We start from the raw sequence: 24,772 nt of genomic DNA, 5'->3' as shown, positions 1-24,772 counted from the left end.
GGGTCCGGTCTGTCACTCCTCTAGACTGCCAGGTCCAGCCGGTCGCCGGTCCCGCAGGCCGCGAGCCGCGCGTCCGCCCGCGCCCGGAGCCGTTCCCGGGGACGGGCCGGGCGGACCGCGATCAGATGACGGCGACGGCGGTGATCAGGCCGATCGCCAGGTGGGTGACGGCGAGCAGCCGCGCGCCCGGCTGCAGCTCCGGCTCCTTGACCAGCTCGCGCACCGAGATGCCGACCACCTTGTCGAAGGCGAGCATCGCGACCGTCTGCACGACGATGCCGACCAGGCCGAACACCGCGGTGCCCGCGAGCCCCTCGGCGAGCCTGCCGCCCGACGACCAGATGGACGCCGCCACGATGAGCCCCACGGCGGCCAGCGCCGAGGTGGCCAGCAGCGTGGCGTTGGGGTTGCGCTCGCTGCGGATGATCGCGCTGAGCTTGCCCGGCGTGGCCAGGTCGATCACGTAGAAGCCGATGATCATCAGGATCATGCCGACGGCGGCGTACGCGGCGATGGCGCCCGAGCCGCGGAGCAGGGTTTCCAGCAGGGTCATGGTCGCTCGATTCGGTGAGGTACGAAGGACGATGTGTCGTCGGTGATGAGTCCGGAGGTCTCTCTGATGCCCAGTCCGGCCGACTCGTCGGCGACCATCCAGGCGCCGAGCACGGGACGCTGGCCGTCGAAGTCGGGCAGCGCGTCGAACGCCTGGTGGACGAACCCCTCCTGACCGTAGGAGCCGGGCGTCTCCTGCCCGCCGCCCGGGGTGACGACGCGCATCGAGGCGCCCTCCCGGCCGAGCAGCGGCTTGACGATGTACGAGGTCAGCTCGCGCGGCCCGTCGAGGTAGGCGGGCAGCAGGCTCGGATGCCCGGGATACAGCTCCCACAGGATGGCCAGCAGCGCCTTGTTGGACAGCAGCGCCTTCCACAGCGGCTCGATCCAGGTGCCGTGGCGCACGGCGTGCCGCCCGAACGGGTCGGCCAGCATCCACTCCCACGGGTAGAGCTTGAACACCGACCGGATCATCCGCTCCTCCATGTCGACGAAGCGACGGTTGAGCGAGTCCCAGCCGATGTCCTCCATGGCGACGGCGACCGTGTGCAGCCCCGCCTGGTCGGCGGTCTCCTGCAGGTAGGCCAGCGTCATCGCCTCCTCGCCCGTCTCGTCCATGTTGGTCCAGGCGAAGTGGGTGGGACCCGGCGGCAGCGTCATCGCCGACCAGCGGTCGATGAGCCGCTCGTGCACGGAGTTCCACTGGTCGTCGTCGGGGTGGGTGTCCTTCAGCCAGAACCACTGGACCACCGACGACTCCAGCAACGAGGTCGGGGTGTCGGCGTTGTACTCCAGCAGCTTGGCCGGGCCCGTGCCGTCGTAGCGCAGGTCGAAACGGCCGTACAGGTGGGGGTCGCGGCGCTCCCAGGACCGCGCGACGTCCTCGGCCGCCCACTCGGGGATGGCGAACTCGGCGAAGCGGCCGGCCTCCACGACGTGGCCCGCGGCCTGCAGGCACATCTCGTGCAGCTCCTCGACCTGCGCCTCCAGCGCCTCCACCTCGTCCATGGAGAACACGTAGTGGACGGACTCGTCCCAGTAGGGGCGGTTCAGCCCCTCGGGATGGGCGGCCCGATGGTAGGCCAGCCCCTGACTCTCTATGATCTTTTCCCAGCCGGGCCTGGGCGCCCTGTGCTCACGCCGCACGTGTCAGCTCCCGCTGCTCGACTTACTGCCGAAGCCGCCGCGCTGGATCGTCTTGCCGCTGCGTGAGTTGATCTCCACGTCCGACGGGCGGAAGGTGGTGCCGCTACGCACGCGGGTGCCGACCCGGTTGCCGCCGTAGTACCAGTGGTAGGCGCCGTGCGAGCCGCGGTAGTAGGTGGTGGTGCCGTTGTCGTCGTCGCAGTAGTCGTCGTCGACGACCTCGTAGGAGCCGTCCGGCAACTGCTCCTCCATGTTGACGCAGTCGGCGGCGACCTCGTCCTCCTGCACGGCCGAGCAGAACCCGACCACCATGAGGGAGACGACACCGATGACGGTCAGCGTGATGACCTTGGACGACTTGCCCGGTGGTTTCTGCTGCTGACCGGGAGGTTTCGGTTGCGCCATGAAGCTCCTGCTCTCATTGGCCGAACAGCTTATCGGTGACGTTCACGCCACATCAATCTGCAAAAAGGACGAACGCCGAGGGGGTAGGAGTTCCCCATGACACCGGTCGAGGCGCTGCGTGAGATCGCGTTCCTGCTGGAACGCGCGGGGGAGCCGACCTACCGGGTGCGCGCCTTCCGCCGCGCCGCCGCCGTGGTGGACGAGCTGCCCCCCGGCGAGCTGGAGCGACTCGCCGGCTCGGGCGGGCTGGCCGGTCTGCCCGGCATCGGCAAGGTCACCGCCCTGGTGATCACCGAGGCGCTCGCCGGGCAGGCGCCCACCTACCTGCGCCGGCTGCGCGACACCGCGGGCGCCGACCTGGGCGAGGAGGCGGCGGCGCTGCGCCGGGCGCTGCGCGGTGACCTGCACAGCCACTCCGACTGGTCGGACGGCGGCTCCCCGATCGAGGAGATGGCCGAGACCGCCCGGGCGCTCGGCCACGAGTACTGGGCGCTGACCGACCACTCGCCGCGCCTCACCGTCGCCCGCGGCCTGCCGCCCGACCGGCTGCGCCGCCAGCTCGACGAGGTGGCCCGGCTCAACGAGCGGTTCGCCCCGTTCCGGATCCTGACCGGCATCGAGGTCGACATCAACCCCGACGGCACGCTCGACCAGGAACCCGCGCTGCTGCGACGGCTCGACGTCGTCGTGGCGAGCGTCCACTCCAAGCTGCGCATGGAGCGCGGCGAGATGACCCGCCGCATGGTGACCGCGATCGCCGACCCCGACGTCGACGTGCTCGGCCACTGCACCGGGCGCGTGGTACGCGGCGACGGCAGGCGGGGCGGCCGCCGTCCGGAGTCGGAGTTCGACGCCGAGCTGGTCTTCGAGGCGTGCCGCCGCTTCGGCGTGGCCGTCGAGGTCAACTCCCGGCCGGACCGGCTCGACCCGCCCAAGCGGCTGCTGCGGCTGGCCTGCGAGATGGGGTGCCACTTCGCGATCGACTCCGACGCTCACGCGCCCGGTCAGCTCGACTGGCAGCGGTTCGGTTGCGAACGGGCGGCGCTGTGCGGCGTCCCGGCGGAGCGCGTCGTCAACACCTGGCCGCTCGCCGGCCTGCTCGCCTGGACCGGCCGCCGCTGACGGCCCCGGTACGGCGGCACGTGTCAGAGCACCTGCCGGGGTGCCTGGAGGGGTGCCTGGCGGGGCCTGGCGGGGCCGCCTGGCGGGGACGTGAGAGGGCTGTGGCGTGGTGGTGACGGGCACGTGCCTGTGGCGGTGCGGGGCGCGCGATTGTCGGTGGCCGCGCGTACCGTCCGGGTTGTGAACCGTACCGACCGGCTGTACGCGCTCGTCGAGGACCTGCGCGCGATCTCCCCCCGCTGCCGCTCCGCGCGCGAGCTCGCCGGGCGGTTCGAGGTGAGCGTCCGCACCATCGAGCGCGACATCGCCGCGCTGCAGGAGTCGGGGGTGCCGATCTACGCCGAGCCGGGACGCAGGGGCGGCTACGCCATCGACAAGACGATGTCGCTCCCGCCGCTCAACTTCACACCGGCGGAGGCGGTGGCCATCGCCGTGGCGCTCAGCCGGGCGGGCGACCAGCCGTTCGGCAGGCAGGCGCGCAGCGCGTTACGCAAGGTGGTGGCCGCGATGCCGGGCCCGGAGGGCGAGCTGGCCAGGGAGCTGGCGCGCCGGGTCCAGCTGATCGCCGAGCCGGGCGGCGCGGAGCGGCCGCTGGGCGCCGAGGGGGTCTCGCGCGCGATCGAGGAGGCGTTGCTGCGCCGCAGGGTGCTCAGGCTCGACTACGCCGACGCCAAGGGGGCGCTGACCTCGCGGGAGGTGGAGCCGGGGGTCTTCCTGGGCGGGCGGGGCGGCTTCTGGTATCTCGTGGCCTGGTGCCGCCTGCGCGACGACGTGCGCGTCTTCCGGCTCGACCGCATCGCCGCCGCCGTGGTCACCGGGGAGCGCTGTCCCGACCGGCCGGTGGAGCGGTTCGCCACGGACGTGCCGGAGATGATCGTGCACGGAGCCGTCCTCGACTGAGCACAGATGTTCGACAAGTCAAGCGAAAACACCGACATAGGGTTGTCGCTCCGCCGTTGGATCGTTGTCCTGTTCGAGAAAGTGAGGAAACGATGGACAACACGGTGACCTGGTTCGAGGTGGCGACGGCTGACCCCGGGAGCGCCGAGCGCTTCTACGGGGGTCTGTTCGGCTGGACGTTCGCCCGTGACGAGGGCCCGCTCGACTACCGGCTGATCGGCTATCCGGCGGGCGGTCAGCCGGCGGGTGGCCTGTTCAACACCCGGGGCGAGTTCCCCGACCACGCGGTCTTCCACGTGCAGGTGGCCGACGTCGAGGAGACGTGCCGCCAGACGGAGGAGCTCGGCGGCAAGGTCGTCACGAAGGTCATCGACGACGGCGCGGGCACCGACTTCGCCTACCTGCGCGACACGTCGGGCAGCCTCTTCGGGGTCTTCCGCCGGAGGTCCTGACCTGGAGGGGGTCCGCGCCGGCGCCTTCCCCGCCGGTCGGGTCCCGTCCACACGGGCTCAGTCGCTTTCCGTCACTGAGCTCGTGCACCGGGCCGCGTCGCGAGCGGCCCCGTCCTGGACTCGCCGCCGACCGCCGAGCGGCGGCGCGTCCAGGGTTCGGTGCCTAGGCCGGGCAGGTCCCCGAACGGGCGCGGGGCGGTCAGATGGCGGCCTTGTCCAGCCAGCGGTCCAGGAAGGCGTGGTCGCCGTGGACGGTGAGGGTGGCGGCGAAACGCCTGCCGTACAGCATCAGCAGCAGGTCCCTGGCCGGGCCGCGGACCGCGACGTCGGCCTTGGCGTGTCCGCGTTCGCAGGTGAGCGCCCCGGCGGGGCCCTGGGTGAGGGTCCACTCGCCCTCGGCGGGCGGCTCGCTCCCAGCCGGTGACCTGCCGTCAGCGGGTGGCTCGTCCTCAGCGGGCCCGCCTTCAACCGGTGGCCTGTCCCGGGCGGGTGGCCTGTCCAGGGCGGGTGGCCTGTCCCCGGTGGGTGGCCCGTTCCCGGTGGGTGGTCCGTCCCCGGCGGGCCGGTCGTGCGGGTGGGTGTCCGTCGCGTGGAAGTGGAGGGTGGCGCCCGCCGCGTCCAGCTCCGCGAGGTGTCGGGTGACCCAGCGGGCGTGCGGCAGGTTGCCGAGCAGCTCGTCGATCGCGTCGAGGGCCACGGCCCAGGGGACGTCCGACTCGACGCCGAGGGCGAGCTCGGCGTCGATGCGGTGGATCAGCAGCTCGTAGGCCATCCGCCGCGCCCACCACGCGGCCGAGCGGCCCGAGCCCCACGTCCACACCGGCAGATCGGGGTCGGTCGAGCGGAGCGTGGCCAGCAGCCTGCCGGCGCCGTCCGCCAGCCAGGCGCCATCGCCACTTTGGCCCTCGGCGAGCCCGTTGGGCACCTCGCGCGACCAGATCCGTTCCTGGACCCGGTGTTCGAGGATGTGGATCACCCACCGGTGCGTGGTGCCGACGTGGGTGATCAGGTCGGCCATCGTCCAGCCGGGGCAGGAGGGCACCGGCGTGCCGGGATCGGCGCCGGCGGCCAGCTCGACGAGGCGGTCGGCCTCGTCGCGGACACGATCCCGGTAACGGTCGAGCGCGCTGTCGGCGGTCACCTGACCGACACTAGATCACACCGCCGGATACGTCACGCTGCCCGGCATCTCACCCATGCCGGGCAGGTCACGCTGAGCGGGTCATGCCGGGGGTGTCAGGCCGCCGGGCAGCTCACGTTGCGGCCGGGCACCTTGTCGTTGAGCAGGTAGCCGTCGACGGCCCGCCGGATGCAGGTGCTGCCCGAGGTGTAGGCGCCGTGCCCCTCGCCCTCGTAGGTGATGAGCGTGGCGGTCTTGAGCTGACTGGTCAGCCTGGGCGCCCACTGGTACGGCGTGGCGGGGTCGCCCTTGCCGCCGACGACCACGATCGGCGCGGACCCGGTGGCGTTGACCCGCTTGGCCTCGTTGCTGCCCTGGGCCGGCCAGATGCTGCACAGCCCGCCCGAGCCCTCGCTGCCGAACAGCGGCGAGATCCGCAGCGCGGCCTGCCACGTGCCCAGCAGCCGGCTCTCGTCGGGCCGTTCGGCGGTGTCGACGCAGGTGATCGCCGGGAAGCTGGACATCTGCGTGGAGTAGGTGCCGTCGGGGTTGCGGCCGGTGTAGGAGTCGGCCAGGTACATCAGCGTCTCGCCCCGGCCCTTGATCGCCTGGCTGACCGCCTTCTCCAGGAACGGCCAGGACAGCTCGGAGTAGAGCGCGGCGGCGACGCCGGTGGAGGCCAGACCCTGGGTGAGCTGCCGGCCGGCGACCGGCAGCGGCTTCCTGACCAGGCGGTTCATCAGGCGGTCGACGTTGGTGTTGGCGGCCTGCACGGTCTTGCCGATCTCGCAGCCGTCCTTGACGCACGAGCGCAGGAAGCTGCGGTAGGCGTCCTGGAAGCCGCGCGTCTGGGACAGGGTGCGCTCCCGGAAGGTGACCGTCGGGTCGAGGGGGGCGTCGAGCACCATGCGGCCCACGTTCTTGGGGAACATGGTGGCGTAGACCGCTCCGAGGTGCGTGCCGTACGACATGCCCAGGTAGTTGAGCTTCGCGTCGCCGAGCGCGGTCCGCAGCCGCTCCATGTCGCGGGCCGCGTTGACGGTCCCCACGTACGGCAGCACCCGGCCGGAGTCACGCTGGCAGAGCCGGGCGAACTCCGCGTTGGCCGCCTTGCTGGCCTCGCGCGTGCGCCGGTTGGCCGGCAGCGTGTTGAGCGCCACCCAGCGGTCCATGTCGGCGCCGGTGCCGCAGCGCACGCCGGAGCTGCGTTCCACGCCGCGCGGGTCGAAGCTGACCAGGTCGTAGCGGGTGCGCAGCGTCGTGAACGCCTTGGCGGCCTGGTCCAGCGTGTCGACGCCCGAGCCGCCGGGGCCGCCGAAGTTGAACACCAGCGAGCCGATCCGCCGGGCCGGGTCCGTGGCCGCGACCTTGATCAGTGCGAGCTGGATCGTGCCGGCGTCGGGTTTGGCGTAGTCGAGCGGCACGGCGAGCTTGGCGCAGCGGACGTTCGGGTCCTGCTGGACCGGCGGCTGGCCGTCAGGTCGCTTGATGTCCGTACAGGGGCCCCAGGAGATGGGCGGGATGGTGCCCTTGGGATCGGTGTCGGGCTTCGCCGTGCCGGCGCAGGCCACGGCGGACACGCTCAGCGTGACAACGGCAAGGACATGACGCATGGAACTTCCCCTCAGACGTGTCCGGGGGGAAGTAGTGCCCACAATACGTGAGATCGCGCCAAGAGGGGTGTGACGGCACGAACCTGTGCCGGGGTTCTTCAACGCGGAAGGGGTGTCCCCCGCGAGCCTCGCGGAGGACACCCCTGGCCGGTGAGCCGGTCAGACGCCCATCGACTGGGTGTCGTTGCTCTCGGCGCCACCGGCCTCGGTCACGCCGTTCTTGAGGTGGTAGCGGGCGATCGCCTCGCGCAGCACCTCGCCGTCGAGCTCGCCCCGCTGGACCAGGCTGGTCAGCACGGCCAGCGTGATCGACGCGGCGTCGACGTGGAAGTGGCGGCGCAGCGCCGAGCGGGTGTCGGACAGGCCGAACCCGTCGGTGCCCAGCGACGACCAGTCACCCGGCACCCACTGGGCGATCTGGTCCTGGACGGCCTTCATGTAGTCGCTGACGCCCACGAACGGCCCCTGCGCCTGCGACAGCGCCTGGGTCACGAACGGGACGCGCTTTTCGGCGTCGGGGTTGAGGAGGTTGTGCTCCTCGCACGCCAGCGCCTCGCGCCGCAGCTCCGTCCAGGAGGTCGCCGACCACAACGTGGCCGACACGCCCCAGTCCTCGGCCAGCAGCCGCTGGGCCTCGACCGCCCACGGCCCGGCCACGCCGGAGGAGAGGATGTTGGCCTTCGGGCCCTGGGTCGCGGGGCCGTCGGCGAACTTGTACAGGCCCTTGAGCAGGCTCTGCACGTCGAGGTCGGCCGGCTGCGGCGGCTGCTGGTAGGGCTCGTTGTAGACGGTCAGGTAGTAGAAGACGTCCTCGGGCCGCTCGCCGTACATCCGGCGCAGGCCCTCCTTGACGATGTGCGCGATCTCGAACGCCCACGACGGGTCGTACGACACCGCGGCCGGGTTGGTCGAGGCGATGAGCGGCGTGTGACCGTCCTCGTGCTGCAGGCCCTCACCGTTGAGCGTGGTGCGGCCCGCGGTGGCGCCCAGCAGGAAGCCGCGGGCCATCTGGTCGCCCATCTGCCACATCTGGTCGCCGGTGCGCTGCCAGCCGAACATCGAGTAGAAGATGTAGATCGGGATCATGTGCTCGCCGTGCGTGGCGTACGCCGAGCCCGCCGCGATCGCCGAGGCCATCGAGCCCGACTCGCTGATGCCCTCGTGCAGGATCTGACCCTCGGTCGACTCCTTGTACGACAGCAGCAGCTCCCTGTCGACGGCCTCGTACGTCTGGCCGTGCGGGGAGTAGATCTTGGCCGTCGGGAACATCGCGTCGAGACCGAACGTCCGGGCCTCGTCCGGGATGATCGGCACGAACCGGTGGCCGATCTCCTTGTCGCGCATGAGGTCCTTCAGCAGCCGCACGAACGCCATCGTGGTGGCGACCTGCTGCTTGCCCGAGCCCTTGCCGAACTGGTCGTAGACCGAGTCGACGGGCAGCTTGACCGGCTTGGCGCGCACGACGCGCTTGGGCAGCACGCCGCCCAGGGCCGCGCGGCGCTCCTTCATGTACTGGATCTCGGCGTCGTTCTCGCCCGGGTGGTAGTAGGGCGGCAGCTCGCCTTCGAGGGCGGAGTCGGGGATCGGCAGGTAGAGCCGGTCGCGGAACTCCTTCAGCTCGGCCTTGGTGAGCTTCTTCATCTGGTGTGTGGCGTTGCGCGCCTCGAAGTCCTTGCCCAGGGTCCAGCCCTTGATGGTCTGGGCGAGGATGACCGTCGGCTGGCCGACGTGCTCGCGGGCCGCCTTGAACGCCGCGTAGACCTTGTGGTAGTCGTGGCCGCCGCGCGACAGCTTGCGGATGTCGTCGTCGCTGAGGTGCTCGACCATCTTGCGCAGGCGCGGGTCGCCGCCGAAGAAGTTGTCGCGGATGTAGCCGCCCGACTCGACCGAGTAGGTCTGGAACTGCCCGTCGGGCGTGGTGTTCATCTGGTTGACCAGGACGCCGTCGACGTCGGCGGCCAGCAGCGGGTCCCAGTCGCGGCCCCAGACGACCTTGATGACGTTCCAGCCGGCGCCGCGGAAGTAGGACTCCAGCTCCTGGATGATCTTGCCGTTGCCGCGGACCGGGCCGTCGAGCCGCTGCAGGTTGCAGTTGATGACGAACGTGAGGTTGTCGAGCTCCTCGCGGGCGGCCAGGCCGATCGCGCCGAGCGACTCGGGCTCGTCCATCTCGCCGTCGCCCAGGAACGCCCAGACGTGGCTGCGGCTGGTGTCCTTGATCTGGCGGTTGAGCAGATAGCGGTTGAACCGCGCCTGGTAGATCGCGCCGATCGGGCCGAGGCCCATCGAGACGGTCGGGAACTCCCAGAAGTCGGGCATCAGCCGCGGGTGCGGGTAGGAGGGCAGGCCGTGGAAGCCGTGCGACAGCTCCTGCCGGAACGCGTCGAGCTGCGCCTCGTTGAGGCGGCCCTCCAGATAGGCGCGCGCGTAGATGCCGGGGGCGGCGTGGCCCTGGAAGTAGACCTGGTCACCCGACTCGCCGTGGTCCTTGCCGCGGAAGAAGTGGTTGAAGCCCACCTCGTAGAGCGACGCGGCGGAGGCGTAGGTCGCGATGTGGCCGCCGACGTTCGTCCGGGCGTTCGCACGCGAGACCATGATCGCGGCGTTCCAGCGGATATAGGCGCGGATGCGCCGCTCGACGTGCTCGTCACCCGGGAACCACGGCTCCCGCTCCGGCGGGATCGTGTTGATGTAGTCGGTGCTGCGCAGGCCCGGCACGCCGACCTGATGCTCGCGGGCCCGCTCCAGCATGCGGAGCATGAGGTAGCGGGCTCTGGTGCGGCCTTCGGTCTTGACGACGTTGTCGAGAGACTCGAGCCACTCGTTGGTCTCGCTGGGATCGACATCAGGCAGTTGGCTGGGTAGGCCGTCGCTGATGATCGAGAATCGCTGGCGTCCGGAAGCCACTGGGTCTCGCCTTCCGAGGATGACTGATGTCTGGTCTGGGTCGCCTTCCATCCTGGTCGCTTGCCGTAGAAAGTGCATCTCTACTGACCGGTAACCAGGACGTCCCCGCTGGCAGGGCGGCTATCGGTGGCCTAGACCACCGATGGTAGGACGAATCCGAGGCCAAGGTTACATTGGGCCGCCAATTTAACAAGTCCGGAAAACCTTGGAAATTTCGCCCTCATGTCTGGAGTATCCCCCGAAGGGGAGGGCCGTCACCAGCGAGGCCCCGAAGGCGTCGCGCGAGTCTAGCCGGACGCCCGTCCAGTGGCCCGCGCCGGGGCGTCCTTTCGCAGGTCGCGGCCAATTTCAACGTCTGCCGCAGCGGCCGTTCCGGTGAATCGCCCGAACGTCCCGCACCCGGTCGGCGGCCTTTCCCGGCGAAGGGTTACCGGGCGGCGCGGCGGGCCCCGCGTCGCCCGGGCGTGTCGGCCCTGGGCGTAACGGTTCGGTCAGGATTCCCCCTCTCTCTTCCGAGGCGCCCGGCAGGCCCCCTTTCCGTGCGGCTCGGGGCGTACGAATCTGGAGGTATGAATGCGACGGTAGGCGACCGGCTCCTCGTACACGGCAACACGGTGGGGGAACGGGACCGGAGCGGGGTCATCATCGAGGTGCAGGGCGCCGACGGCGGCCCGCCCTACATCGTGCGGTTCGACGACGGTCACACCGGGCTGGTCTTTCCCGGCCCCGACGCCGTCGTCGTGCCTCAGTAGAATCCTCGTGTGAGATCCCAGATCATTTCCGTGACCACGGGTTCGCGCGAGACGGTGCACGACATCACCGCGGAGTGCGCCGCGTTCGCGCGTGAGCAGGGGCAGGACGGGCTGCTGCACGTCTTCGTCCCGCACGCGACCGCCGGCGTGGTCCTCATGGAGCTGGGATCGGGCAGCGACGACGACCTGCTCGCCGCGCTGCGCGACCTGCTGCCCGCCGACGAACGGTGGCGGCACGCCCACGGCTCGCGGGGCCACGGCCGCTCGCACGTCATGCCGGCGATGATCCCGCCGTACGCCACCGTCCCCGTGTTAGACGGTCGGCTCGCACTGGGCACCTGGCAGTCGATCGCGCTCGTCGACCTGAATGTCGACAACGCGCAACGCCAGGTTCGCCTGTCATTTCTGGCCGATTGACATCGGCGGACCACGGCCGTACCCGTGGCGACCGTTGACGACTGAGGGTCACAGCGTGTGGACTGTCCCGAAGCGATAACCGCACAAGCGGGGCCACTCAAGCAGGAGGGATAAACGTGAGCGCGACCGCGGGTCAGGCGCAGGGCGAGCGCGGCCTGGCCGAACGACTCGGCCTCAAGCCGGGTCAGGTGGTGCAGGAGATCGGTTGGGACGAGGACGTCGACGACGAGCTTCGCGACTCCATCGAGGACCTGACCGGCAACGAGCTGTTGGACGAGGAGACCGACGACGTCGTCGACGTGGTGCTGCTCTGGTGGCGTGACGGCGACGGAGACCTCTTCGACGTCCTGAGCGACGCCATGCGTGCACTCGCCGACGGCGGCCAGATCTGGTTGCTCACTCCCAAGGCCGGACGCGAGGGCCACGTGGAGCCGAGCGACATCGGGGAGGACGCCACGACCGCGGGTCTCTCGCAGACCAGCAGCATCTCCGCAGCCCCCGACTGGTCGGGGACCAGGCTCGTGACACCCAAGGGCCGGCGTTAGGGAGCCCGAGCGGCGGCCGTAGGGCAGGATGTACCTCCGTGATGACACATCCGGCCGCGGTGGGCGCCCAGGCTCCGGACTTCGAGCTTCAGGACCAGCACGGCACTCCGGTGAGGCTGTCGGATCTTCGGGGAAGGAAGGTCGTGCTGGTCTTCTACCCGCTTGCCTTCAGCGGGGTGTGCCAGAGCGAGCTGGCCGCCCTGCGTGACCTCCCCGCCGACGCGCAGGTGCTCGCCGTGTCCGTCGACTCGGTCTTCGCCCAGCGGGCCTGGGCCGACCGCGAGGGTTACGCGTTCCCGCTGCTCTCCGATTTCTGGCCACACGGACAGGTCGCGCGGGCGTACGGTGTCTTCGATGAGGTGAAGGGTCACGCTCGGCGGGGCACCTTCGTCATCGACGGCGAGGGCGTGATCCGCTGGTCGGTGGTCAATCCGATCGGGCAGGCGCGCGACGTCGCCGCCTACGTCGAGGCACTCGCCGGCATCTCTTAAGACGGAGGGACACCATGCCCTGCTACCACTGCGGGGCCAGGCAGACGGACCCCGTCCGTGGCGCCAGCCCGTGGAAGCGCGGCGTGCGCCAGGAGTCCCAGGTGCTCATCTGCCCGGACTGCCAGCACCGGCACGACCTCGACCTCGACGCCTGCCGCACGTGCGGCTCCACGGCGCTGATCTGCCGGCTGGGCGAGGTCGAGTGCCGCTCCTGCGGCGCGGTGCGGCTGGCGGGGGCCCGCGAGTTCGCCTGCTCGGCGCCGCCGCCCGGACTGTCGGCCGAGGTCGAGGCCGCTCTCAACCGGGTGCTCGGCCGTCCCTGACCGGGGCTTTCCAGACATGTACTGAGCTGCGCTATCGTCTCCTATCGTGTCCGCATCTAGTTCGTTCGTCGTGGCGCTCGACGTCGGTGGCACGTCCATGAAGGGCGGCCTGGTCAGCGACTCCGGCGCGGTGCTGCTGAGCGAGCGACGTCCCACTCCGCGCGAGCAGGGCCCCGAAGCCGTCGTGGCCGCCATCCGCGACTTCATCGGCCACCTGGCCGCCTCCGGCGACGGCCGCCCGGCGGGCGTCGGCCTGGCCGTGCCCGGACTGGTGTCGGCGGACACCGCCCTCTACGCCGCCAACCTAGGCTGGAAGAACGTCCCCGCCGGCGACTTCACCCCGCTCGACGTGCCCATCCTGCTGGGCCACGACGTCCGCACCGGCGGGCTCGCCGAGAGCGTCCTCGGCGCCGGGCGTGGCGTGCCCGACTTCCTGTTCCTGCCCATCGGCACGGGCATCGCCGGCGCCATGATCGTCCACGGCGAACCGTACGGGGGCGCCTCCGGCTGGGGCGGCGAGATCGGCCACATCCCGGTCTTCCCCGACGGCGAGCAGTGCGCGTGCGGCCAGTTCGGCTGCCTGGAGACGTACGCCTCGGCGGCCTCCGTCGGCCGGCGCTACAGCCTCCGCTCGGGCCAGGAAGGCGTACGGGCCGAGCAGGTGGTCGCCTCCGACGACCCGATGGCCATCGAGGTGTGGGACGAGGCCGTCGAGGCCCTGTCGCTGGCGCTGGCCACGTACACGCTGCTCCTCGACCCATCCATGATCGTCCTGGGCGGCGGGCTGGCCGAGGCCGGCCCCGCCCTCCTCGACCCCGTCCGCACCCGCCTGGTCAAGCGCCTGACCTTCCGCGACGCCCCGCCCCTGCGCCCGGCGGCGCTCGGCGTGGACGCCGGCATGCTCGGCGCGGCCCTCCTCGGCTGGCGCGCCGCCGACCGCCCGGACCTGGGACCGGGGTGGACGGTGGATGTGCGAGCGGAGCCGTTGGTGTCGTAAGGTGTAGTGCCGATCAGGGGCGGTTAGCTCAGCGGTAGAGCACTCGCCTTACAAGCGAGGGGTCACTGGTTCGAACCCAGTACCGCCCACCTGCATCGAGAAGCTCCGAAGCGATCATGCTGCGGGGCTGTCGCGCGACCAACTCGTTCACGTGCTGGCTCACAGGCAAATGTAACCATGAGTCGGTTACATTTGCTCGGGGTCTGGTTATATTTCGGTTCTCTTCCGTTCGGCGCCCCAGACGCGTGACCGCCGAGAGAGCCCGGCGTCCCGGAGGCTGACAACGGCCATGGACGAGCGAGGACGGCTGAGGACCCGGGAGGAACGTTTTCCCAGGCGAGACGCTGAATCACCCAAGATCCTGTGTTCCGGCGCGACCATGGGAACGTCGTCCTCATCCATCCACACCTTGTGCGAGTGGCACAGTGCGTGGACCTTCGGCCCGCAGCGGAACGGAAGCCACGACACCAGGTGGTGCATCCCTGCCGCCGCGGAGGGTGTGGACCTCACGCCCGCGGCCGGCCACGATGCGGAGCCTCCGCAATGTCAGCAAGCACTGGACAGGCTCTGGTTGCCGCCGCCCACTTTGGATCCGATATCGCGGGATGCGACTTTCAAGGTCATCGCTCTCGCCGGACGGCGCAAAAGCGTTCCGGTGCGAGGTGTCCACCGAACTGTCGCGCTCGTTCCATCGGTTGAGTCTCGCGACTCAAGTCGAAGGGGACGCTCGTCAACCCGCAGACGCTTGAAGAGGACGACCAGGAGTGACCCGCTGGCAGCCCGACAACGTAGAAATCGCGGCATATGAGCTGACCTGCGGCAACCATTCCGCTTCGTGAGGAGTGGCCGGAAATCCCGCTGAGCTCAGCCGCATCGTGGGTTACGCTGGCGGTGGCTCAGGTGTGAAAGCTCCGGTTCCTTCATCTCCTCAATGAAACCGACCCGGCGCTGTCTCTGATCTCTGAGCCTCACAACTGGATACGCACCTCCCGGTGCGCAGGCAACGGATACTTCCTCTCAACAAGGAGCGACGCGGGTTCGAATCCCGCCGCCCACCTCGGTGGGTGTCGTCTAGTGGCCCAAGACGCTTACGTCTCCGTCGCCGACTTTGATCTCGGGAGGGACACAACTTCAGAGGCGTGCCCGGTGCGCAGGCTACGGATCCTTCAATTGAGAACCAGGTGTCGCGGGTTCGAGTCCCGTCGCCCTGCGCATCCGCGGGGTGTAGCTCAGTGGGCAGAGCGTTGGTATGTGAGCCCGTCGCCGACTTCGATCTCGGGCGCGATCTCTTGGACGAGGCCCCCTTCCGGCTATTTGAGAAGGGGGCCTCGTCGCGTCATGGCGAAGTTCAACAACACACCCACCAAGGCCGCGGTATCCAGCCCGGTCAAGTCGGCGGCGACGCCGTCCGGCCGTACGCACGAGGGAGCTCCCGGGTACTCGCGGGACGCCAAGGGTGAGCTGTTCCTGCTAGCCGTCGCCAACATGGCGGGGGAGAACACCTTCTACGAGAAGGCGGGTGACAGGGATGAGCGGTTCCGGGCGTTAGCCCATGAGGTCGCGGTCGAGGACGGCGAGTGGCTGGCCCGCTTCCTGCCGTGGCTGCGCTCCGAGGCGAACATGCGGTCGGCTCCCGTCGTCGCGGCGCTGGAAGCGGTCAAGGCACGGCTCGGCGCCGGTATGCAGGGGCTGAACCGGCAGCTCGTCGACTCGGTGCTCCAGCGCGCGGACGAGCCGGGGGAGGCGCTCGCCTACTGGACGTCCACCTACGGCCGGGCCATCCCCAAGCCCGTCAAGCGGGGTGTGGCCGACGCTGTGCAACGGCTGTACACCGAGCGGAGCCTGCTCAAGTACGACACCGACACCAAGGGCTACCGGTTCGGCGACGTCATCGACATCGTCCACCCCAGCCCGGACCCGGCGCGACGCTGGCAGGGCGACCTGTTCCAGCATGCTCTCGACCGGCGCCACAACCGGGACAAGGAGATCCCGGCGACCCTGTCGACGCTGATCCAGCGGGAGCGGCTGATGGCGCTGCCCGTCGACCAGCGCCGCGAGGTCCTCGCCCGGCCGGATGTCCGCGAGTTGCTCACCCTTGCCGGTATCACGTGGGAGGCGCTGGCGGGCTGGCTGCAGGGGCCGATGGATGCTGCGGCGTGGGAGGCGGTCATCCCGTCCATGGGGCTGATGGCGCTTACCCGTAACCTGCGCAACTTCGACCAGGCGGGCGTCTCCGACGAGGTCGCCGCGCCTGTGGCGGCGCGACTGGCCGACGCGGAGGAGGTGCGCCGGTCCAAGCAGTTCCCGTTCCGGTTCCTCGCCGCCTACAAGCATGCCCCGTCTCTGCGGTGGGCCTACCCGCTGGAGCAGGCTCTCGGCCACTCGCTGGCCAACGTTCCCGCCCTGACCGGCCGCACGCTGATCCTGGTGGACCGGTCGGGGTCGATGTTCGACGGGGTCTCGGCGAGGTCCGGGCTCAACCGCGCCGACTCCGCCGCGGTGTTCGGTGTGGCGCTGGCGATGCGCGCCGAGTCGGCCGACCTGGTCGAGTTCGGCACCAGTTCCCGGCCCGTGTCCTACAGCGCGGGTGACTCGGTGCTGCGGGTGGTGGAGCGGTTCGGCAACCTCGGCGGCACCGACACGGCCGAGGCGGTCCGCGCTCACTACCGCAGCCACGACCGTGTCGTCATCGTCACGGACGAGCAGGCGTGGGCCGGGAACCACGGTGCCGACCCGACCAGGCAGGTGTCGCTGAACGTTCCCGTCTACACGTGGAACCTCGCCGGCTACCAGTACGGGCACGGCCCATCCGGGAAGCGGCACCGGCACACCTTCGGCGGCCTGTCGGACGCGGCGTTCCGGATGATCCCTCTGCTTGAGGCCGGCAAGAACGCCGACTGGCCGTTCTAGCCCGGCACGACCCGGCTGTGTGGATGTCGCGCATCGATGCGGGCCGGCCGCATCCATTGCCGGGGCCGGACCGGAGGTCAGGGGCTGCGGGTCACCGGGGCCGATGGCCCTTCCTCTTGCGGCTGGCCGGCGCGGCCCGGCGGCCGGAGCGATTCTGTGCGGGTTTTGGGGCCTGCCGCTGTGCCGGTTTCTCCGCAGGGGAGGCGGAGGCGCGGCCGCGTGAGCTGTTCACCGTCCGGCCGCGGACGATGCCGATGAAATCTTCCACCAGGTCGGTGGTCGCGTCCGTGGGCCAGGCCAGCGCGACCTGGGACTGCGGCGCGTCCGGCACCGGCCGGTAGGTGAGATCCCTGCGGTGGTGGAGGCGTGCCAGCGACTGCGGAACCAGGAGGAGCCCGGTGCCGGCCGCCACCAGCTCGATCGCGTCCGCCGTCGTGGCCGGGCGGGTGAGCGCGGGCAGCCCGGGCCGGACCGTCCACTCGAGGGTGTCGTCCAGAGGATGGAACACCTCGTCGTCGGTCAGGTCGGCGATGGCCACCTCGTCGGCGGCGGTCACCGCATGGTCCTTGGGCACCACGACCACCGTGGTCTCCACGTAGAGAGGAATCACGCTGAGCCCGTCACGGTCGACCGGCAGCCTGACGAATCCGGCGTCGGCGCCGCCCTCCCGCAGGAGTGCCACCACCTCGGAGGCGGGAACCGTGACCAGGGCAACCGGCACGCCGGGCATCCTCTCGGTCCAGACGTTGACCCATTTCGCGGGTGTCACCCCGGGCACGTACGCCAGCCGGAACACCCTGCCGGTCTCCCCATCAGTCACTTCCTCAGGGTACCGATGTCAGAGGACCCGTTCCGACTGACTACTCTCGACGCCATGACCTCGTCCAAACCGAAGACCATCCAGACGATGAAGCCCGAGACCGCGGCCAAGAAGCTGGGTGTCCTCCTCTCGGCCACTCCCGCCGAGTTCCAGGCGGGTGTCGTCTCCAGGGACGAGCTGAACGCGTTGCAGTCGACGCCACCCGCCTGGCTCGCTGACCTTCGCCGCAACGGCCCGCACCCGAAGCAGGTCGTCGCCGCGAAGCTCGGCATCTCCATTTCCGGCCTGAGCAGAGGCGGGATCACCGGACCGCTCACCACCGCTGAGATCGATGCGCTGAAGGCGGAGAACCCGGTGTGGCTGGAGCGCGAGCGGTCCATCCAGGCCGAGACCCGCAAAGAGGCACTCCGGCTCAAGCAACGCTAGACAGTTGCTCCGGCCCGAGACGAGCGCGTCGGATGAGCCGCAGAGAGGTCTTCGCTGCCTGGGGAACCAGAGGGCTTACGCACGGTGACTGGGGAGCTGTGGTTCGCGCCGGGTCACGCGTGGCCCACCTGCGACGAGAGCCCCGTTCTCGATTGAGGAAACAGGTGGTGAGTCCGGCGGCCGTCTCGGAGCGGCTGATCAACTATGGTGACCGGCCATGAGAACCCTCGTCGTCGGCGGCAGTGGCTTGCTCGGCAGAGAGCTCGCTCGGCAGTGTTCGCTGGCGGGACACGAGGTCGCCGCGACGTATCTGACCCGATCGGGAGAGACCACCGGGGTTGAGTGGTTGCCGCTCGATGTGCGCCGACGCGAGGACGTCGATGTGCTGATCGGCGCATTCCGGCCAGAGGCGGTCATCAACGCCGCCTACCGGCAGACGGATTGGACGACCACGGCGGTTGGCGCCGTGAACGTGGCTCTCGCTGTCTCCAGGGCCGGCGGACGCCTCGTCCATGTGTCCAGCGACGCGGTCTTCTCCGGCGCCGCGATTCACTATGACGAGACGTGTGTCCCTGACCCGATCAGCCCGTACGGTGCGGCCAAAGCCGCCGCCGAGACAGCGGTGAACGCGATCGTGCCGGCTGCGGTGATAGCCCGGACATCCCTGATCATCGGCGACGGCGGCTCCTCGCACGAGGCCCTGGTGCGTTCACTGGCCACCGGCAAGGGGAGGGGGGTGCTGTTCACCGATGACGTGCGGTGTCCCGTGCATGTGGTTGACCTTGCTGCGGCGCTCCTGGAACTTGCCGCAGCCGAGTATCGCGGTATCCACCACGTCGCGGGCGCCGATGCCGTGAGCCGGTACGAGCTCGGGCTGCTCATCGCCCGCCGCGATGGGCTCGACGCGAACCGTCTGCCTTCAGGCAGGCGGGCGGACACCAGGTTGCCCGGCCCTCTGGACGTGCGCCTGGACTGCGCCATGACGCAGCGCCGGCTTCGGACCAGGTTGCGCGGCGCACGGCAATTCCTGGGTGACGGTCAGCGGTTCGTGGCCTTCGGCTGAAGATCAAGCGGCGCCTGTCGCTTGCTGTCATGGCGTGGTGGTGAGGCAGCCGCTCGACCTCGTGCGTGGTGCCTCTCGTGAGTGATCAGGGAGAACGGGGCCGCCGGAAGCGGGCGCTTCTGGCCGCACCATCGTGCCTGTCATGCAGCCGTCCGGTGGGCGGCCTCACGCTGGGGCGCGAGTATTCCGGCCCTTCGCGCAGCGGATAGTTTCACCGAGGTGGACGATGATCTCTCAAGCAGGCCGTTGACCGACGCCGAGCTCGCTCTTGGGGCTGGTTTCGTGGTGCTGCTGCTTCTCCTGCCCACCCTCATCTGGCTCGCCACGGTGTTGCTGCGCCGCCGCAGACAGGGCCTCCGGCGGGGCCGCGGCTCCGGATGATCCTGCGTACCACGGACGCATGGGTCGGGATGGGCCACCCGCCGCATCGAGGCGGTCGGCTACGTGTGGGAGAAGCGACCAGCGGAGTGACAACGGTTCGGGACGAGTGGGGAGAGCCGAGGCGTGTGGGCGGAACGTCCGTCGAGGTGAGTGAGGCGAAGTCGCGTAAGGTCCGGAGGGTGAGCAATCACGATACGCCGCCGTTCACCCGAGCCCGCGCCGCTGCCGGGGCGCTGTTCTGTGACGCGGAAGGCCGGGTGCTGCTTGTGCAGCCGGTCTACAAGCGGCAGCGGGAGATCCCGGGCGGGATCGTCGAGCCGGGGGAGACGCCCTACCAGGCGTGCGTGCGCGAAGTCCGCGAGGAACTCGGCATCGAACCACCCATCGGCCGGCTGCTCGTGGCCGACTGGGCACCTCGCCCTGACGAAGGCGACAAGATCCTCTTCGTGTTCGACGGCGGTGAGATCGACGGAGCACTGCTCAAGCAGATCAAGTTCGCCGACAACGAGTTGAGCGCGTACGGCTTCTACCCGGCCGATGAGCTCGACGATCTGCTGATCGAGCGTCTGGCCCGCCGGGTCAAGGCCGCCGTCACCGCTCGGGAACTCGGCGAGACGGTGTATTTGGAGCACGGGCGGGCCGTAGTTCCGGAATGACCGGCTGAGCGACGACCCGTCCGGGCTTCCCGGACTCCGGCGGGCGTGCATGCGGACGGATCCTGTACGCCTCGCCCTACGTCGACGTGGCGGCGCACCCTGCTCGTCCCTCCCCGTGAAAGGGCGAAATGATCTCGTGAAGAGGATTCTGGTCGCGGGCGTCTCCGGCTCCGGGAAGACCACGATGGCCCAGGCGTTGGAGGGGCGGTTCAAGCTCCCCCGCTGCGAACTGGACGCGCTCCACCACGGGCGAGGCTGGGTCAGGCGACCGGAGTTCGAGTCGGAGGTGGATGCCTTCTCCTCCGGGGCGTGCTGGGTGACGGAGGATCAGTACCACTCCGTCCTGCACGACCTGTTGTGGGAGCGGGCCGACACCGTCGTCTGGCTCGATCTGCCGCGCCGTACGGTGATGCAACGGGTCGTCCGGCGCTCGATCGCCCGCGCGGCGACCCGCCGGGAGCTGTGGAACGGCAACCGGGAGAGCTTCCGGGACTGGCTGGAGCCGGAGCACCCGATCCGCTGGGCATGGTCCCAGCACGAGCGGAAGCGGGTCGATACCCTGCAGCGCGTCGCCCGGCATCCGCGGATCGCCGTCGTCCGCCTGCGCACCGCCGGAGAGGCGCGCCGCTGGCTGAGCGGCGTCGCCTTGAGTCCATCGTGAGCCGCCGGCCGGGTGCGTCCTCCCTGGACCGCGTGGAGGTCGACTTCGCTGCTCGACGCCTCGCGGGGCAGTCGGTTCGACGGCGTGGGTGAGGCGCTCTCCGCGGGAGCCGCCGTCATCCGACCGAACGTTGTACGGTGCGATGGAGGAGGGCTGACGCTTTATGGCGGACGAGCAGATCACGACAATCGGCGGATGCTACGTATGCAAGCGCACCTTCACTTTCACCCCTGCGAGTGTCATGAAGGTCATGATCGATCCCGAGACCGGTCTTCCTCCAGGCGTCACGGTGTGGGGGGCCTTCCGCGAGCCGACACCGGAAGCCACTGCCCGATCGGTTGAGCGACCCATCTGCCCCGACTGCGTGGCCAGGGCCGAGCGGCTCGGGGAGTTCGCGCAACCGCCGCCGCCTTCTTTCGACACCTGGCGCAGCGGCGGACCTTGACCGTGGCTGGCGCGTACCGGCGTGCGCTGATCACGAGCGTGCCCGGGTGGGCTGAGGGTTGCGGGCTCTGGGGATGATTGTCGGCCGACGTGCCGCTCTGCCAAGATCGGCTGATATGCGCGCACCGTGAACGTCCGAGCTTGACGAGAGGAGGAGCGGGCTCATGACGAGACACGAAGAACTCGGCGCGGAAGGGCTTGATCGCGTGATCGAGCAGGCCGGCAGGCACTGACTCTCGCCCAGGCTCCCGGCGACCGATCCGGCGGCTCCCACGGCGAGCAGGGAACGTCGCTCCTGGACGAGGGCACGGCGGCCGGAGTGGATGCGGACGGGCTCGACGACAGGGCGTTCGAGCCGTACCTGCGGCTGGCACGCGAGTCGGGCGTCAGGTTCACCACGATGGCCGAGCTCGGCGACGCGGCGGACCACCGGCGCGCGCTCCACGACCTCACCAGGTCGTGCTCGGCCGACATCCCCGAGCGGGGAGAGTTCTCCACGGACGACGAATACGTCGCGCAGCGCATCGAGGTAGCCACCTTCACGCCGGACGGCGTCACCCTCGCGATGCGCGACGGCGTGTGGATCGCAAGGTCGGCGACCTCCTTGCACGCGGCCCACGGGATCGCGTTCGGCGAGATGAACCGGCGCCTCGGCTTCGTCGACCCGGACGGCCCGCCGGTCCCGTGACTCCGCCGGAGAGTGAGGGGAGCCGTCGGGCCCGGCCGCTCGCGACGATGGTCGTGCGGGCCGCGAACCGGGATGAGGACGACGAGCTGATCATGCTGGGCATGGCCGAGTACGAGGACGGCTCGGGAAACTCCTTGATCTTCATCGTGTCCAGGGAGGGTGAGCAGGACGTCGAGCTGGAGATGGACGCGTACTGCATCGTGCGGGAGACCCAGGCCACGACCTACGGCGGGGTGACCGCTTGTGAGCTTGCCTCGGGCCGGCTCACCGTGCACTTCACGGAGGAAGCCGCGGGAGAGCTGGATGTTCGGCCTGTTCTCCGGATGGATCTACAGCTCGATGACCGCGGTGTGGGCCTGGTGAGAAGCGGATTGCGGGAGATCCTCTCGTCGGGGTGTCGGGACGAGCGTCCTCGGCTCTCCGGTCTGTGATCGCCGGGTCGTTCGGTCGGCTCGACGATGGCTTTCCCGGGGTGTGAGGTGTCCTGGTATTTGGGTCTTTCGTGACCGGTGGCTCACCTGGTTGAGGTCGCCTTGCGGCGCATGTCTCCTGCTACTGTAAGTGACTGATCGAATACCATTCGTCACAATGGGAGCTCTTGTGAAGGTCGCGTGCGTCGGCGGCGGTCCCGCCAGTCTGTACTTCTCGATCCTGATGAAGAGGGTGGACCCCTCCCATGAGATCACCGTCTACGAGCGAAATCCGGCCGGGTCGACCTACGGCTGGGGCGTCACCTACTCCAACGAGCTGTTCGGCTACCTCCAGGGCGCCGACCCCGAGTCGGCGCGCGCCATCAGGGAGAACTCGGCCCGCTGGGACACCTGGATGGTGCACGTCCAGGACCGGATGACGGCGACGGTGGAGCACGGGGACAACGGCTACGGCATCGGCAGGCACCGGCTGCTCGACATCCTCACCGAGCGGGCCCGCTCCCTCGGTGTGCGCGTCGAGTTCGAGCACGAGATCGCCGGCCCGGAGGAACTGGCCGGCGCCGACGTGGTGGTGGCCGGTGACGGCGTCAACAGCGTGTTGCGCGAGCGCCACGCCGACCACTTCGGCAGCGAGGTAGCGGTCGGGCGGAACGTCTACGTCTGGCTCGGCACCACCAAGGTCTTCGACTCCTTCGTCTTCTCGTTCGTGGCGACCGAGCACGGCTGGATCTGGTGTTACGGCTACAAGTACAGCGACGACCACAGCACCTGCGTCGTCGAATGCTCCCCCGAGACCTGGAAGGGGCTGGGGTTCGACCGGGCGAGCGAGACCGACTGCCTGGCCCTCCTGGAGAAGCTCTTCGCCGAGATACTGGACCGGCACCCCCTGATCGGCCGGGCGAACGCCGACGGCAGCGCACACTGGCTGAACTTCCGCACCCTGACCAACCGGACGTGGTACCACGACGACCTCGTCCTGCTCGGCGACGCCGCGCACACCACCCACTACTCCATCGGCGCGGGCACCGCCCTCGCGCTGGCGGACGCCGCGTTCCTCGTCAACGCGCTGCACGGGGACACGCGGCTCCAGCGCGCCTTCGCCCGCTACGAGCGGGAACGCCTGGCGGTGATCCGGTCGGCCCAGCGCGCCGCCGGCAACAGCGCCCAGTGGTTCGAGAACCTGCCGCGCTACATCGACCGTCCGCCGGAGCAGATGGTCGCGCTGCTCGACCAGCGGCACTCCTCACTGCTCCCGCGGATCTCACCGGCGCTGTACTACCGGATCGACCAGGTGTCCGAGGGGCTGGAGCCGTTGCGCAGAGTCACCCGCTGGATGGCGTCGAAGGTCACGCGTACGCCGCACGCCGGGGCGGCCGGGTGCGACGATCACGCGGCGCCACCGCCCCAGGCCGGGACCGGCGCGGGGTCGCCGCCGTCGCCCTGAGGGAGCCCCCGGCTCAGTAGACCCGGTCGGGCCAGTGCGGGTCGTAGCAGCGATCGGGACCGGTGAGGCCGAGCAGCCGGATCCGGTGGTGCAGCTCGTCGGACGCGCCACCGGCGCGCAGGCGGGCGGGTGCGTGGCCGAGCAGCCACGCCGTCAGCTCGGCGCACGTCGTCGCCTCCGTGTCCCCGCGGACGGTCCAGGGAAGTTCGTCTCCCAGGAGGTGGTACTCCCAGTGTGTGAACGCCAGGACCAGATGCCGGTCGGCCACGGGGTGTGTCGACTCCTCCCACACGCGCAGCCAGGGGGTGAGCGTGGTGGAGGCTTCGGTGCACAGGGCGAGGAGCTCGTACGCGGGTACGGCGGGTTCGGGGTCGGTGAGAGTGTGCGCCCACCAGGCGTGCAGCCATTCCCGCACTGCCGCGGCCTGCTCGGCGGGCCACTGCTGCCACTCGCCGCGAGCGAGCGAACGTCCGGCCTCCTCCATGCCGAAGAGCGGCTCGACGCGACCGCCGACGAGCGCCGCGGCGAACTGGGGCAGAATGCGGCGCAGCACGGCCGCGGGGTTGTCCCAGTCGGTCGCCGTCCAGGTGCGACGCAGGAGGTCGGGCTCCAGCTTGACGCCGGGCACCTTCAGGAGCGCGAGCTCCTCCTCGCTGCCCCAGTGGCACGTGCAGTTGGCCTCGTCGGGGTGGGCGGTCATGTCGCGGAAGGTGACGGCGAGGTGGTCCAGCGTGGCGTCGAGGCGCAGGCGCGCGGACGTCCGGTTGCGGTAGGTCATGGTCGTTCGCCCTTGAGGACTCCGGGGGCTCGCGCCGGCCGAAGATCCGTACCCTACCGGGTGGTCCCTGCGCTGCGAGGCGCGGTCGGCACACCGGTCGCCAGTGCCGACATGTCGGTCCGGTTGTACGTCGGCTACGGCGACGCGCTCGCGGTGGCCCGGCGTTCCGTGGACGCGGTGAAGAGCGGCGAGCCCACGGCGGGGCGGAAGTGACCGGGTCGCCACGCGGGCCTGCGTCGGGGGCGGCCGGCGGGCCGCGCCCTGGCCTCACATCGCACGGGCGGAAGGTGTTCGGGCGACCGTCTCAGGTTGCGCACGCGGGCGCGAC

27 protein-coding genes and 1 tRNA gene are annotated in these 24,772 nt (G+C 70.0%); 20 read left to right on the top strand and 8 right to left on the bottom strand.

The annotated features are described in order from the left end of the window. Positions 1-121 precede the first annotated feature (121 nt). The 3 genes from FHU36_RS29545 to FHU36_RS29535 are packed head-to-tail and all read right to left on the bottom strand — an operon-like array spanning position 122 to position 2,103. Entirely contained in the window at positions 122-553 is a 432-nt protein-coding gene (locus FHU36_RS29545) for a DUF350 domain-containing protein (RefSeq protein WP_185087035.1), read from the bottom strand. Next, on the bottom strand, positions 550-1,698 hold the full coding sequence (locus FHU36_RS29540; RefSeq protein ID WP_185087034.1) for a glutathionylspermidine synthase family protein: 1,149 nt from the start codon (positions 1,696-1,698) through the stop codon (positions 550-552). The genes FHU36_RS29545 and FHU36_RS29540 overlap by 4 nt, the downstream gene beginning before the upstream one ends. 3 nt (positions 1,699-1,701) lie before the next feature. Further along, a complete protein-coding gene (locus tag FHU36_RS29535) occupies positions 1,702-2,103 on the bottom strand; it encodes a hypothetical protein (RefSeq protein WP_185087033.1) in 402 nt (133 codons plus the stop codon). Positions 2,104-2,199: 96 nt separating this feature from the next. On the opposite strand from FHU36_RS29535, the gene FHU36_RS29530 reads away from it, so the two are divergent. The 3 genes from FHU36_RS29530 to FHU36_RS29520 all read left to right on the top strand — a co-directional run bounded on the left by FHU36_RS29530 (position 2,200) and on the right by FHU36_RS29520 (position 4,577). Continuing rightward, positions 2,200-3,225, top strand: coding sequence for a PHP domain-containing protein (locus tag FHU36_RS29530; protein ID WP_185087032.1), 1,026 nt, complete (start codon positions 2,200-2,202; stop codon positions 3,223-3,225). Positions 3,226-3,405: 180 nt separating this feature from the next. Then, on the top strand, positions 3,406-4,125 hold the full coding sequence (locus FHU36_RS29525; protein WP_185087031.1) for a helix-turn-helix transcriptional regulator: 720 nt from the start codon (positions 3,406-3,408) through the stop codon (positions 4,123-4,125). Between the two features lie 92 nt (positions 4,126-4,217). After that, positions 4,218-4,577: a VOC family protein gene (locus FHU36_RS29520; protein ID WP_185087030.1), complete on the top strand. Its 360-nt coding sequence runs from the start codon at positions 4,218-4,220 to the stop codon at positions 4,575-4,577. Between the two features lie 199 nt (positions 4,578-4,776). Here FHU36_RS29520 and FHU36_RS29515 read toward each other — a convergent pair whose 3' ends face one another. The 3 genes from FHU36_RS29515 to aceE all read right to left on the bottom strand — a co-directional run bounded on the left by FHU36_RS29515 (position 4,777) and on the right by aceE (position 10,217). Further along, positions 4,777-5,718, bottom strand: coding sequence for a maleylpyruvate isomerase family mycothiol-dependent enzyme (locus FHU36_RS29515; RefSeq protein ID WP_185087029.1), 942 nt, complete (start codon positions 5,716-5,718; stop codon positions 4,777-4,779). A 95-nt stretch (positions 5,719-5,813) separates the two neighbouring features. Further along, positions 5,814-7,310 (bottom strand): alpha/beta hydrolase, encoded by a 1,497-nt coding sequence (locus tag FHU36_RS29510; RefSeq protein ID WP_185087028.1) that lies wholly within the window; start codon positions 7,308-7,310, stop codon positions 5,814-5,816. Positions 7,311-7,469: 159 nt separating this feature from the next. After that, positions 7,470-10,217 (bottom strand): pyruvate dehydrogenase (acetyl-transferring), homodimeric type, encoded by a 2,748-nt coding sequence (gene aceE, locus FHU36_RS29505; RefSeq protein WP_185087027.1) that lies wholly within the window; start codon positions 10,215-10,217, stop codon positions 7,470-7,472. Positions 10,218-10,786: 569 nt separating this feature from the next. On the opposite strand from aceE, the gene FHU36_RS29500 reads away from it, so the two are divergent. From FHU36_RS29500 to FHU36_RS29465, 8 genes are all read left to right on the top strand, one after another. Then, on the top strand, positions 10,787-10,969 hold the full coding sequence (locus FHU36_RS29500; RefSeq protein WP_185087026.1) for a DUF1918 domain-containing protein: 183 nt from the start codon (positions 10,787-10,789) through the stop codon (positions 10,967-10,969). A 9-nt stretch (positions 10,970-10,978) separates the two neighbouring features. Continuing rightward, entirely contained in the window at positions 10,979-11,386 is a 408-nt protein-coding gene (locus FHU36_RS29495; RefSeq protein ID WP_185087025.1) for a secondary thiamine-phosphate synthase enzyme YjbQ, read from the top strand. Positions 11,387-11,502: 116 nt separating this feature from the next. After that, positions 11,503-11,931, top strand: a complete 429-nt coding sequence (locus FHU36_RS29490) for a DUF3052 domain-containing protein (protein WP_185087024.1) — start codon at positions 11,503-11,505, stop codon at positions 11,929-11,931. 41 nt (positions 11,932-11,972) lie between these two features. Beyond that, positions 11,973-12,422 (top strand): peroxiredoxin, encoded by a 450-nt coding sequence (locus tag FHU36_RS29485; protein WP_185087728.1) that lies wholly within the window; start codon positions 11,973-11,975, stop codon positions 12,420-12,422. Between the two features lie 14 nt (positions 12,423-12,436). Continuing rightward, positions 12,437-12,745 (top strand): hypothetical protein, encoded by a 309-nt coding sequence (locus FHU36_RS29480; RefSeq protein ID WP_185087023.1) that lies wholly within the window; start codon positions 12,437-12,439, stop codon positions 12,743-12,745. Positions 12,746-12,791: 46 nt separating this feature from the next. Then, positions 12,792-13,742 carry an ROK family protein gene (locus tag FHU36_RS29475; protein WP_312891909.1) on the top strand — a complete coding sequence of 317 codons (951 nt, stop codon included), beginning with the start codon at positions 12,792-12,794 and terminating at the stop codon, positions 13,740-13,742. 17 nt (positions 13,743-13,759) lie between these two features. Next, positions 13,760-13,831 (top strand) — tRNA-Val (locus FHU36_RS29470). A 1,249-nt stretch (positions 13,832-15,080) separates the two neighbouring features. Further along, complete coding sequence (locus FHU36_RS29465; RefSeq protein ID WP_185087022.1) at positions 15,081-16,652, top strand: TROVE domain-containing protein; 1,572 nt, start codon at positions 15,081-15,083, stop codon at positions 16,650-16,652. 91 nt (positions 16,653-16,743) lie between these two features. Here FHU36_RS29465 and FHU36_RS29460 read toward each other — a convergent pair whose 3' ends face one another. After that, positions 16,744-17,472 (bottom strand): LysR family substrate-binding domain-containing protein, encoded by a 729-nt coding sequence (locus FHU36_RS29460; RefSeq protein WP_312891908.1) that lies wholly within the window; start codon positions 17,470-17,472, stop codon positions 16,744-16,746. 54 nt (positions 17,473-17,526) lie between these two features. Here FHU36_RS29460 and FHU36_RS29455 point away from each other — a divergent pair, with 54 nt between their 5' ends. The 9 genes from FHU36_RS29455 to FHU36_RS29415 all read left to right on the top strand — a co-directional run bounded on the left by FHU36_RS29455 (position 17,527) and on the right by FHU36_RS29415 (position 23,666). Further along, positions 17,527-17,898, top strand: coding sequence for a DUF5997 family protein (locus FHU36_RS29455; RefSeq protein ID WP_185087021.1), 372 nt, complete (start codon positions 17,527-17,529; stop codon positions 17,896-17,898). 217 nt (positions 17,899-18,115) lie between these two features. Beyond that, the gene (locus FHU36_RS29450) at positions 18,116-18,961 is read left to right on the top strand and encodes an SDR family oxidoreductase (RefSeq protein WP_185087020.1); all 846 of its coding nucleotides are present in this window, start codon (positions 18,116-18,118) and stop codon (positions 18,959-18,961) included. Positions 18,962-19,180: 219 nt separating this feature from the next. Continuing rightward, positions 19,181-19,342 carry a hypothetical protein gene (locus FHU36_RS29445; protein ID WP_185087019.1) on the top strand — a complete coding sequence of 54 codons (162 nt, stop codon included), beginning with the start codon at positions 19,181-19,183 and terminating at the stop codon, positions 19,340-19,342. 146 nt (positions 19,343-19,488) lie between these two features. After that, the gene (locus tag FHU36_RS29440; protein WP_312891907.1) at positions 19,489-19,998 is read left to right on the top strand and encodes an NUDIX domain-containing protein; all 510 of its coding nucleotides are present in this window, start codon (positions 19,489-19,491) and stop codon (positions 19,996-19,998) included. Between the two features lie 136 nt (positions 19,999-20,134). Next, positions 20,135-20,659: a P-loop NTPase family protein gene (locus FHU36_RS29435; protein WP_185087018.1), complete on the top strand. Its 525-nt coding sequence runs from the start codon at positions 20,135-20,137 to the stop codon at positions 20,657-20,659. Positions 20,660-20,822: 163 nt separating this feature from the next. After that, positions 20,823-21,104 (top strand): hypothetical protein, encoded by a 282-nt coding sequence (locus FHU36_RS29430; protein ID WP_185087017.1) that lies wholly within the window; start codon positions 20,823-20,825, stop codon positions 21,102-21,104. Between the two features lie 318 nt (positions 21,105-21,422). Beyond that, positions 21,423-21,791, top strand: coding sequence for a hypothetical protein (locus FHU36_RS29425; protein WP_185087016.1), 369 nt, complete (start codon positions 21,423-21,425; stop codon positions 21,789-21,791). 47 nt (positions 21,792-21,838) lie between these two features. Continuing rightward, positions 21,839-22,222 carry an Imm10 family immunity protein gene (locus FHU36_RS29420; RefSeq protein WP_185087015.1) on the top strand — a complete coding sequence of 128 codons (384 nt, stop codon included), beginning with the start codon at positions 21,839-21,841 and terminating at the stop codon, positions 22,220-22,222. Positions 22,223-22,379: 157 nt separating this feature from the next. After that, positions 22,380-23,666, top strand: coding sequence for an FAD-dependent monooxygenase (locus FHU36_RS29415; protein ID WP_221496619.1), 1,287 nt, complete (start codon positions 22,380-22,382; stop codon positions 23,664-23,666). Between the two features lie 13 nt (positions 23,667-23,679). Here FHU36_RS29415 and FHU36_RS29410 read toward each other — a convergent pair whose 3' ends face one another. Then, entirely contained in the window at positions 23,680-24,444 is a 765-nt protein-coding gene (locus tag FHU36_RS29410; protein WP_185087014.1) for a hypothetical protein, read from the bottom strand. Positions 24,445-24,772 lie beyond the last annotated feature (328 nt).

This window comes from Nonomuraea muscovyensis (assembly GCF_014207745.1).
GTDB classification, from domain to species: domain Bacteria; phylum Actinomycetota; class Actinomycetes; order Streptosporangiales; family Streptosporangiaceae; genus Nonomuraea; species Nonomuraea muscovyensis.
The sequence above is the reverse complement of the archived record's forward strand: the minus strand, read 5'-3'. Positions and strand labels throughout refer to the sequence as shown.

Excerpts from the sequence above, each read along its gene's own strand:
- FHU36_RS29485 (WP_185087728.1), top strand. The coding sequence starts at position 11,973 with ATGACACATCCGGCCGCGGTGGGCGCCCAGGCTCCGGACTTCGAGCTT.
- FHU36_RS29535 (WP_185087033.1), bottom strand. The coding sequence starts at position 2,103 with ATGGCGCAACCGAAACCTCCCGGTCAGCAGCAGAAACCACCGGGCAAG.
- FHU36_RS29520 (WP_185087030.1), top strand. The coding sequence starts at position 4,218 with ATGGACAACACGGTGACCTGGTTCGAGGTGGCGACGGCTGACCCCGGG.
- FHU36_RS29455 (WP_185087021.1), top strand. The coding sequence starts at position 17,527 with ATGACCTCGTCCAAACCGAAGACCATCCAGACGATGAAGCCCGAGACC.
- FHU36_RS29415 (WP_221496619.1), top strand. The coding sequence starts at position 22,380 with ATGGGAGCTCTTGTGAAGGTCGCGTGCGTCGGCGGCGGTCCCGCCAGT.
- FHU36_RS29545 (WP_185087035.1), bottom strand. The coding sequence starts at position 553 with ATGACCCTGCTGGAAACCCTGCTCCGCGGCTCGGGCGCCATCGCCGCG.
- FHU36_RS29510 (WP_185087028.1), bottom strand. The coding sequence starts at position 7,310 with ATGCGTCATGTCCTTGCCGTTGTCACGCTGAGCGTGTCCGCCGTGGCC.
- FHU36_RS29480 (WP_185087023.1), top strand. The coding sequence starts at position 12,437 with ATGCCCTGCTACCACTGCGGGGCCAGGCAGACGGACCCCGTCCGTGGC.
- FHU36_RS29450 (WP_185087020.1), top strand. The coding sequence starts at position 18,116 with ATGAGAACCCTCGTCGTCGGCGGCAGTGGCTTGCTCGGCAGAGAGCTC.
- FHU36_RS29420 (WP_185087015.1), top strand. The coding sequence starts at position 21,839 with ATGGTCGTGCGGGCCGCGAACCGGGATGAGGACGACGAGCTGATCATG.
- FHU36_RS29500 (WP_185087026.1), top strand. The coding sequence starts at position 10,787 with ATGAATGCGACGGTAGGCGACCGGCTCCTCGTACACGGCAACACGGTG.
- FHU36_RS29465 (WP_185087022.1), top strand. The coding sequence starts at position 15,081 with ATGGCGAAGTTCAACAACACACCCACCAAGGCCGCGGTATCCAGCCCG.
- FHU36_RS29430 (WP_185087017.1), top strand. The coding sequence starts at position 20,823 with ATGGCGGACGAGCAGATCACGACAATCGGCGGATGCTACGTATGCAAG.
- FHU36_RS29410 (WP_185087014.1), bottom strand. The coding sequence starts at position 24,444 with ATGACCTACCGCAACCGGACGTCCGCGCGCCTGCGCCTCGACGCCACG.
- FHU36_RS29530 (WP_185087032.1), top strand. The coding sequence starts at position 2,200 with ATGACACCGGTCGAGGCGCTGCGTGAGATCGCGTTCCTGCTGGAACGC.